This is a genomic window from Erwinia sp. INIA01 (assembly GCF_025947915.1).
Classification (GTDB): domain Bacteria; phylum Pseudomonadota; class Gammaproteobacteria; order Enterobacterales; family Enterobacteriaceae; genus Erwinia; species Erwinia coffeiphila.
This window is the reverse complement of the sequence record NZ_JAPDNC010000011.1, coordinates 209,585-220,259: the sequence shown is the minus strand read 5'-3', so window position 1 is coordinate 220,259 and position 10,675 is coordinate 209,585. Positions and strand designations below refer to the sequence as shown.

The 10,675-nt window shown below is 60.9% G+C and carries 2 protein-coding genes; both read right to left on the bottom strand.

Annotation, left to right across the window (positions count from 1 at the left end; genetic code table 11):
• A partial coding sequence (locus tag OMR58_RS19730; RefSeq protein ID WP_264546740.1) for a two-partner secretion domain-containing protein occupies window positions 1-8,789 on the bottom strand: 8,789 nt, incomplete at its 3' end.
• 14 nt (window positions 8,790-8,803) lie between these two features.
• The gene (locus OMR58_RS19725) at window positions 8,804-10,483 is read right to left on the bottom strand and encodes a ShlB/FhaC/HecB family hemolysin secretion/activation protein (protein WP_444861329.1); all 1,680 of its coding nucleotides are present in this window, start codon (window positions 10,481-10,483) and stop codon (window positions 8,804-8,806) included.
• Window positions 10,484-10,675: the final 192 nt, after the last annotated feature.

Below are 10,675 nucleotides of genomic sequence, written 5' to 3'. Positions count from 1 at the left end.
TCCTGACCGGCCACCAGGTCACTGCCGTGCACGGTCGCCGCGTTCCCGGCCTGCAGCGTCAGGCTCCCCGCGCTGCTGCCCGCCACGCTGCCCTTCTGCACGTTGCTGCTGTCATCGCGGGTCAGTTTCTGCGACGAATGCCCCAGCGAGAAGCCTATCCCGCCGCTGCCGCTGAAGCCGGATTTTTTCTTCTGCTCAACCGAGGCAGAGTGATCGGACTCGGCTGCGGTGGTCAGCGTCAGGTTGTTGCCCGCACTCAGCGTCACATCGTTTGTGCCCAGCAGGTTACTGCCCGACGCGGTCAGGTCGTTACCCGCCATCACCTTCAGCGTGTCGCCGGAGACGGTGCTGCCGATCGCGCTCTGCTGATGCGTCTCGCTCTGGATCTTCGTGGTGGTCTTCGACATCAGACCGTGTTTTTTCCACTTCGCACTGGAAGACTGATCCCAGCTGGCTTCCCCGCTCGTCAGGTTCAGGTTATTGCCCGCCAGCAGCGTGGCGTCGCCGGTCGCCGTCACATCCGCCGCGCGCAGATTCATATCGCGCCCTGCCTGCATCAGCAGGCTGCCCCCGGCGCTGACAACGGAACCGACCTCACGGCTTTCCAGCGTACGGTCGTAGTTCTCGCTGTTGCGGGTGTAGTCGGTGGCGTGAGAGCTCTTCGCCGTGTCCAGGGTGATATCGTTGCCCGCAGTCAGCCGGGTGGTGCTGTCGCGGCCCTGACTGCTCACCACGCTGGCCGTCAGCTGAATATCATGACCGGCGTTCAGCGACAGCAGGCCGCCGTCGTTCGTCACCCCTATCCCCGCCTGGCGGCCCAGCCAGCTCTCGCTGCCCCGCTGTTCGCTGCCGGTCAGGCTGAGAATATCATTCCCGGCCTGCAGGGTGAGCTGGTCGCCGCCCTTCAGCTGCCCGCCCCGGTTGACGATATCCCCGGTCGCCACCAGCTGCGTGATATTGCCGCTGATATCGCCGGTGTTCAGCAGGCTGCCCGCCGAAACAGCGGTCAGCTCGCGCCCGTTAATACTGCCGCTGTTAATCACCTTGTCGGCGGTGTTGATGCGCACGGTGTTACCCGCCAGCAGGGTGCCGTTGCCCTGCAGATCGCCGGGCTGCACGCGGGCATACAGCTTCGGCACGCTGACCACCTGCGTGGTTCCGTCCGGCAGGGTGACCGTCTGGTTCACCATCAGCACCATATCAGCGGTCACCTGCGCCATCTGTTCCGCAGTGAGGTCCGCGCCCGGAGAAATGGTAAAGCGTTCGGTGAAGGATTTACCGCTGCTGAGCAGCGCCCGGTACTGGCTTTCATCGTCGCTGTAGCCGGAAAGATAGCGCTGGCCGGTGGCCTTCATCACCTGATCCCGCACCAGCGACTGCTCGTAGAAACCGTCCCCCAGCCGTTGTTGCAGCTGGTCCTGGCTGTAGAAGGCACTGCTGCTCAGCGCCTGTTTACCGTCGGTAAAGCGCGGATCGGTTTCAACCAGGTAATGGCTGTCTGAGCCGGGATGCAGGCTGAAAAGGCTGTTATCCGGCAGTTTCACCGGCCCGGTCACGCTGCGCAGCACCCAGTTATCCTTCGAAGGAGACGTCACCGGCAGCCCGCTGTGCGTATCATCAATCTGAGCGCCGTCCTGCGTGCTGCCGGTATTGCCCGCAGAGGTGGCCGTCAGGTCCGCCGCGCCGGTGAGCGCGGCATCCGTCATGCCGTCTGCGGTTTTCCGCATTTGCAGATCGGCAGCGCCGCTGCCGTCGGAAAGGGCATCCGACACGGGTTTCAGCTGCGTATCCCCGGACGGCCCGGACGGCAGCGGCACTTCGCTCACCAGCGTCTGTTGCCCGAGCCGGGCCAGAGTTTCAGCGCCGTTCAGCCCCGATGCCTGCCTGCCCGCACCGGAGGTTGACTGCTGTTGGGCGATCGTCCGGCCTTCACCCGCTCCCTGCCCCTGTTGCTGAACGGTCAGATGCAGCGGCAGATCCGTTTCCTGCACCGGTGCCTGATAAACGCCTTGCCCCTCAAAGTGGGTCTGCTTGTGACTCTTGCGTTTACCCGCTCTGACCACCACGCCGTCTTTGCTGATTTCCTGCCGGACGGTGGTTGCATCATTATCGACGCTGCCGTTAATCAGCAGATCCTGCCCGGCCACCACCTGGCTGTCTTTATTGTGCAGATCGCCGTTCAGCGTTAAATCGCCGCCGCTGCGGATCACCGCGCTGTCCTGGCCGCTGACCTGCTGCTCTTTTACGCTCTGGGTGTAGGAGAAAATATCGAATCGACGCCCGTCGCCGGATACGCCCGGCAGATTAAAGCGGATGATATCCTTATCGTTATCCTGCCAGAGGTAGATGTACTGCGGCTTTCCGTCAACGTCGACGGTGATGCGATTACCCTGCTCATCCAGCGCGTAGCTGCGCCCGTCCTGATCGAAGTCAAAGGCAACGGGGCTGGTTTCGTCCTGGTTGAATTCAACCAGATACCCTTTGAAGCTGTAGTGCTGGCCGTCCGTCCTGCCGCAGCCCTCGGTCCATTTTTCCCCGGTGCACAGCTCAACTTCCAGCACATTCGGGGTAACGTAGACGGTTTTCAGATCGCTGCTGACCGTTAAGTGGATATCACGGTTTTCCGTCTTCGCGGCGTCAATGCGCAGATCGCCCATCGCCTCAATGGTGGCGCTCAGGTTCTCAACCTGCGATGCCTGGCCTGTCAGTTCGCCCGCAGCGTTCAGCCTGCCGCCAATGCTCAGCCCGCCGTTACTGTAGATCAGGCCGTGATCCTGATTGCTCAGCCGATCGGTGGCGATTGTCAGATCGTCGCGGGCGGCAATCGTCGCAGCCGTTTCTCCGGACTTATCATTCAGCAGCGTGCGCGCATCAATCACCAGCCGGTCACCGTACAGACGCCCCGTTCCGGTGTTGTGCAGCGTGTCGGTGCGCAACAGCACATCGCCACCGTCGATCAGCCCCTGATTGAGGATGCCGGAAGCATTGATGTGGGTCGTGCCCGCATTGATGTCGCCGCTCTGCTGATTGTTCAGCTGTCCGGTGGTCAGCGTCAGCTGCTTGCCCGCGCTGAGCGCGCCGCTGTTGGTCAGTGCGTTGCCGTGGGTATTGAAAGTCAGATCGTCACCCGCGGCCAGCGTCCCGCTCTGGTTTACAGCGGAAGTGATATCCAGGCCAAGACTGCCGCCGCTGACGATCCGCCCTGCACCGTCAAACTTCCCTAACCACAGGCTGGCATCGCCGTTGGCAACGATGTCGCCGCCCGCGTTGTTCAGCGCCAGCTGCGAACCCGGCTGGCCCACTTTCAGGCTGTTCTGCGACGAAATCAGGCCGTTCTGGTTATTGAGCTGCTCGCGCACGTTGGCCTGCAACGTATCGCCCGCACACAGGGCACCGTCCTGATTGTTGAGGCTGCCAGCGCTCAGCGTCAGATCCTGCGCCTCAATGCCCTGTTTGCTGCCGCGCGTGTGCTGATTGTCAATCTGGCTGGCGCTCAGAATCAGCGCCTGGCCGGCTTTGATCAGCCCCTGTTGGTTTTGTACGTTCTGCCGGACCGCCAGCTGCGCATCCCCGGCGGCAAACAGCAGGCCATCGGTGTTGCCCAGCGAATCCACGCTGGCCGTCAGATCCGCGCCCGAAAGCATCTGGCCGTGCTGATTGTCAACGCGGCTCCCCTGCACAGACAGGCCAGCGCCACCCTGGATCAGGCCCTGCTGGTTACTCAGGCTGCCGCTGTTGATGGCAAGCGATCCGTCGGCCAGCAGTTTTCCCTGCTGGTTATGCAGATCGGCACCGTGCGTATCCAGGCTGATGTCGCCGCCGGACTGGATTGCGCCATTCTGATTATCCAGCGCGCCGCTGGCGATCTTGCTGCCTTCAGCGCTGCCGATAGCACCCGCGCGGTTATTCAGGCTCCTGAGGTTAAGATCCAGCAGCTTCCCGGCAATCAGCCCGGCCTGATTGATCACATCGCCCGCGATCAGATTCAGCATACCGCCGCTGCGTAGCCCGGTTTTATCACCGTTAGTGTCGCTGTTGTCGAGCTGCTGACCGTGGGTATCAATACGCAGGCTATCGCTGCCTTGAATTAATCCCGCCTGGTTAGTTAACCGCTGGCTGCTCAGATCGAGGGAATCCGCCAGCAGCCCCCCTTTGCGGTTATCGATATCGCCGCTGCTCAGGATCAGCGCCCCGCTGGCGACGATGCTGCCCAGCTGGTTGTCCACAGAGCCAGCGATCGTCAGCAGCCCGTCTCCCTGAGTGGACTGAATGGTTCCGCGCGCGTTGGTCAGGCTGAGCGTATCAAGTGACAGATCGCCGCTGCTTTGCAGCGTTCCGTCGCTATTGTCCAGGTTCTGCCCGCCGTGAACCGTCAGTGTTTCGTCAACGGCGGTCACGGTCCCCTGCTGATTATTGAGCCCGTCGGCGCTCAGCGTCACGTTTTTACGGGCGGCAATGCGGCCCTGCTGATTGTTCAGGCTCTGCGCGATGCTGACCGTCAGCGATTCGTTTGCAGAGAGGATTGATGCCTCACGGTTGTCGAGGCTGGTACTGCTAATCTGTACCGGCCCGGCGGCTTCCAGCGATCCCCGCTGGTTATCGATCGCGCCGTTAACCTTAACCTCGAGCGCGCCGTTTTTACTGCTGACGGCACCGTCCTGGTTGCTCAGCGATGCAGCGTGCAGCTCGGTCGCCCCGCCGCTGACAATCTGCCCCTGCGCATTATTCAGCTCGTTGCTTACGGTAATCTGATTTTTCCCGGCCACGGCCAGCACTTTACCGCTGCGGTTGTCCAGCGATGCGCCGGTAAGCGCGACGCTATTTCCGCTTTGCAGCACGCCGTGTTGGTTATCAACCCCCGCATCCAGCCGGGCATTCAGCGCACCGTCCACGCTGGTGATGGTCCCTTCACGGTTGTCCAGCGATTGAGCGTCAAGCTGCACATCCTTCTGCGCCGCCAGGCTGCCGAGCCGATTATTCAGGGCTCCGGCTGAGACGGTTAACGATCCGCTGGTCGACACCATCTGGCCGTTACCGTTATCAAGGCTGCCAGCGTTGAGCAGCAGATCGTCTTTCGCCAGCAGTTTCCCCTGCTGGTTAGTTAACGCGTTCTGCACCTTCACGCTGGCGCTGCCGCCCGCCGCCAGCAGAGAACCGCTGGTGTTATTGAGTTCAGCGGCCGTAACGTTCAGGCCCTGGCTGCTCTGCATCGTGCCTTGCTGATTATCAAGGCTCTGGCTCAGCGATATTGTCAGGTCACCGTCTCCGGCGCTAATCAGCCCCTGGCCGTTACCGAGCGTGGTTCCGCTCAGGCTCAGCGCATGCAGGCTGTTGATCTCCCCGGCAAGGTTGTTCCACGCCAGACCCTGGCCTGCGAACGTATCGCCGCTGATTAAACCGTTATGGTTATCCACGTTGCCTGCGCTCAGCGTCAACGCACCGCCAGCGCGAATTCCGCCGGTTTCGGTGAGCGTATCAGCGTTAATCAGCGCCCCGCCGTGGGTGTTGATATCCAGTGCATCGCTGGCCTGGATCAGCCCGCCCGCGTTGTTCATCTCGCGGGTGGAAATCTGCATCGCGTCACCGGCCAGCAGCTGGCCCTGGCTGTTTTTTACGCTCGCGGCATCCAGGGTTAAGCGCTGGCTGCTTTCAATATCGCCGCCCTCGTTATTAATCTGGCCCGCCGCATTCAGGGAGCTGTCTCCGTTGGTAGCAGCAATGACCCCGTTCCGGTTATCAACCGATCCGGCATGCAGCTCCAGCGAGGTGCCTGCCAGCAGGTTTCCCGCCAGGTTAGTCAGCGCGCCGCTGAGCTGGCCGATAATCTGCGCCGTGGCAGACAGCACGGTGCCGCCGTTGTTATCAAGCGAGGCGGCCTGAAGAGTCAGCGTCTGCTGGCTTTGCAGCGTACCCAGCCGGTTGATCAGCGGGCCGGACAGCGCCAGCGATGCCGCCCCTTCATCGGCACTCACCATACCCTGCGTATTATTCAGCGAGCTGCCTTTCAGGTTCAGCCGGTCGCTGGCCGCCAGTACACCCGACTGGTTATCGATGTGAGCGGCGGAGAGATCCAGGCTCTGCGCCTGTAGCTTGCCCTGCCGGTTATTGAGGTCGCCGGTGTTAAGCGCCAGCGCCTTTCCGCTGAGAATGCCCAGCCCGTCGGCGTTAGTTTGCGCGTTAATCAGCTCGCCGCCGCGCAGATCGAGGCGAATAGCTCCCGGTGTGGCGATGCGTCCGGCGGTGTTATCCAGCGAGGAAGCCGCCAGCGTCAGCCCGCTTCCCCCTTCCAGAGTTCCCCCGCGATTGTCCAGCGCGCCCGAGAGGTCCAGCTTACCCTCGCCGGAAACGGCACCGATCGCACCCTGCTGGTTGTTAAGATCGGCAGCCTGTATCGCCAGCTGCTGCGCAATAAATTTACCGCTACGGTTATCTACGCTGCCGCTGAAATCCCCCTGAAGCCTGCCGTCGGCCGCCAGCACTCTGCCGCCCTGGTTAGCCAGCTGCGCCGCGCTGAGGTGCAGATTTTTCGCGCTTTGCAGGTTTCCGCCACGGTTGTCGATCTCCCCGCTGATGGACAGATTCGCATCACCGCTATCGGCGCTGATAAAGCCCTGCTGGCTGTCCAGTGAACCGGCGGTAATATTGAGCGACTGAAGCGATTCCAGCATGCCTTCGCGGTTGTTCAGCGCGTCCGCGCGGACGTCAAGATGCTCGCCAAGCAGCGTTCCTGAAGCGTTATTAAGATTACCGGTCGCCACCCGCAGCGCGTTGTTGCTGGCAATGCGACCCAGGCTATTGTCCAGGCTGGCCGCACGCAGATCGATGGCTCCCGCACTCTCAATCACGCCCTCGCGAGCGTGAAGATTGCCGGTCGCCTTTATCTGCATCTCGCCCTTACCGGTTTGCAGTAGCTGGCCGTTCTGTATCGACAGCGACGTTCCCTGTACGCGAACCTGCCGCCCCTGCGTCAGGCCGCCGTCCAGCAGGATCTGCTGGCCGCCAATCGTCAGGTCCTTAGCCGCAAGAATTTTGCCCTGCGCGCCGCTGACATCATCGCTTTGGATCGCAACACTGCCGTTTTCGGAGCCCAGCTCGCCGCCGGTATTGTCCAGAGAATGGCTGCTGAGGGAAAAATCCCCGGCGCTGGCCAGCGTGCCGCCACGGTTATCTATCCGCTGGCTGTTCAACGCCAGGCCCCGATCGCCGCGTGAAATCAGCGTTCCGCGCGTGTTATCGATCTTTTCAGCCGCATGGATGTTCAGCTGGTCCGCAGCGATAGCGCTCCGCCGCGTAGTTAAGGTATGCGCCGTACTCAGCGTGGCCTGCCGCGCGTCAATCAACGTATCGTCAGCGTTGATATTCCCTTCACGGGCGGTCACGGTAACCGTTGCTGCCCGGCTCTGACTACCGGAGAGATCCACTTCGCGGCCGGAGGCAATAAAGCCGTCGTGGCTCAGATGTGTGCCGTGGCTGGCAAGACGCTGTTCCGCCTTGACCGTCAGCTGCCCGGTGCGCGTTGCTTTTCCGCTGCTGTCGACTCCTGCCCCCATCGCACTGCCTGCATCCGCTTCTATACTGCGGGCAGTCACGGTGGCGTTACCGCCCGCCGTCAGCGCCGATCCGGCCTGGCTGTGCAGCCTTCCGCCGCTGTCCAGCTGCAGATGACCGTCGGCACTCAGCGCCCCCTTATTCGTCACATCACCCTGGCTGGCAATCTGCAGGTTACTGCCGGTCGAGATATGCCCCTGGTTATCGAGCTGGGATGCTTTCAGCGCCAGATCCTGCTGCGCATAAAGCGTGCCGCTGTTGGCGATTTTCCCCTGCGCATTTAGCGTGAATTTTCCCTGCATCGCGCCGATTTCTCCGGCGTTGCGCACCCCCACGCCGCGCTCGGTTCCCACCAGCGTGATGCGCCTGCCGTACATACCGCCCAGCGACGAGGTATCCACCGCAAACAGCGGCCGCCCTTCAGCATCGTCCGCTTTCACTACCACGACGTTGCCATTGGCATCCGTCTGATTGCGGCCGGTGGTCACCTGCAAATCGCCGGTCTGTAATCGGGCGTTCACCTCCACCGCGCGGGCAATCAGATGGGTATAATCCTGACGGCTGCCGTCCATACCGCCGCCGCTGATGGTGATCCGCCCGCGATCGACATCATAGCCCGCCACCTGGCCGTTTTTCACCTGTACGCGCCCGGCCGCCAGGGTGTTGTGCCCGGCGTTAATAAAACCGCATCCGCTACAGGTGATCCCCGCCGGGTTAGCGATAATCACATCCGCTTTCTTGCCCGCTACCTCAACAAAACCGTGGAGCTGGCTGGGGTTCATACTGTTGACTTCGTTGAGAATAACTTTGGCCGATCCCTTCGCCAGCCACGGGTTACCCGCTACCTGACCGGCCAGCTGGGTCTGGGTGCTGTGCTGGCTGTTATTTAAAATCGCCCCCCGCTCGCCAACGTCAAACTGGCTGTATTTATTGTGGGAAAGCCCCTGGCCGTTAGGGGTTTGAATGTTGATCTGCGGCAGACCGTTGCCGGTTTGCAGTACGGTTGGTCGCTGCCCGCCGGGCGCGCCGCGATCGGCGGTAATCGTGCCAGCCTGCGCGGCGCTGACCAGTCCCCCGGCCAGCCATAACGCCACGGTAAGAGGCCGCAGAACGGCCACGCAGGAAGCAATGCCGCCCGGGCCTCGAGCCGAATCGCCAGCGCGGCAGCGGGCCAGTTCGGAAACGACCATCAGCATGCGACGGGCGCGATTAAAAATGATGCAGTAACAGTGTTTGTTCATGATTCATCCCTGTATCAATACTGCCAGCTGACGCTGAAGCCAAAGGTCACCGAGTCGGTTTTAAAACCCTGTGGCTTATAGATCGGTATGCCGCTGAAGGCGTCATAGCTTGCGCCCAATAAGTCGAGGTTGCCCCGCAGGCCCGCCACGCCGCCCGCCAGCTGGTGCCCCAGCAGCGTGGAACCGTCGCTGCGCCCGCTCACTTCTCCGTAGTCTGCGCCGAGATAAAACTCCTGCTGCGGCAGCGGTGTACGCCATGCCAGCGTATTTTGTACATACCAACCGCGACTGGCGCTGAGGGTGCGTTCACCGTCAAAGCCGCGCACCGTCCAGCGGTTACCGATAGCGATTTGATCGGGCGAGGTCAGCGGGGTGGAGCTGGCCTGCTGCAGGTAGTTAACCTGATAAGAAAAGTTTTGATTTCCCAACGTAAACGGCCAGTTCAGGCCCGCCGTCAGGGTGAAAATTTTACTTTTTTCGGTAGCATCGTAGCCGTCTTCATATTGCTCTTCATAAGCGGGCAGCGCGCCAAACCAGCGGGTGCCGCGCTGGAAGCTGACGCCGCCGTCAACGGTCACGTCGCCAAAGTAATGACGATGATCGAGCCCGAGCAGCCAGGCGCTGGTGCGCCGACGCTGAACCTCAATTTCGGTACGATCGATGTAGTTACGGATCTCGCGAACCAGCACGCTGCCGCGCATCGTCGTTTTGCCGCTGGCGTTGCGCTGAATAACCCGGCTCAGGCCAACGTTCAGGTTTTTACTCTTACCCGAATAGCGAATGTCGCCATTGAACCCCGCCACGTTTTGCACGTAGTTGTACTGCCCGGCGTTGACCTCAAACAGCCAGTAGCCCAGCGGCAGCGAGTAGTGGCCGTTAATATTTTTGCTCTGTTCGTGGCTTTTGAAGCCGAGATCGTGGCTGGCGGAAACATACAGCAGATCGCTGAGGGCGAACGGATTATCCAGCGCCAGCATGGCACCGCCCTGATAGCGCCCGGTGCTCTTCGTGCCGGAGTCATCGGCCCACAGATTAACCCGCCAGATTTTGCTCTGTTGTCGGCTGATGATCACATCGCTTTCGCCGGGATTATCGCCGGGGACAATCTCCATATTGTCCTGCACCGTCGGCAGGCGCTGCTGATTCTCCAGCCCCTGCTCGATATCGCGCAGATCCAGCAGTGCGCCTTCGCGGGCGGGAATAGAGGTATAGAGCACGGCGCGTTTATCGGAGCCGTCGGCATAGCGAATATGGCGAATCATGCCCGGCACAAGGGCAACGATTAGTGTTCCGCTGCTGAGATCCTGCTCGGGGATCAGCACCCGCGATGTTACCCAGCCGCGATCGACCAGACGGTTTTGCAGCCGGCTCATCAGCTGGTTGATGCCCATCACGCCGAGGCAGTGCCCTTTTGCACCGTCAGCCACCCGCTGTGCCGGAAACCAGTGTGGAAAGACCTCTTTGCCCATCAGCTGAACATGGTTGATCGGAAAACAGGGCGTTTCCTGCGGAAACGGACCTTCGGCATCGGGCTGCGGCTGTTCAGTCAGGGTAATATCCGGCGCATCCGGGGTTAACTGCGCCTCTTTCGCCGACTGCTGGGTTTTAATGTGCTGCTGCTGCTGATCGATAAACGGGGCAGCCTGAGCGGTGAAGTGAAAACAGGTAATGACAGAAAGTGTCGCCAGAATAATATGGCGACACCGGGGGGCATTTGCGATCCTTGCCAAAAGTTACAGCTCCATTAAGTACAAACAAACTTAAACAAATATTAATGTATTTAGGTTTGTGAAGCCTGTACGGAGCGCAAAATATCCATAAAATCGTAATTTATCTATAAGCCATGCAACTGAATAGTACTCGTTTGCATCAGCCGTCTCGTGCTC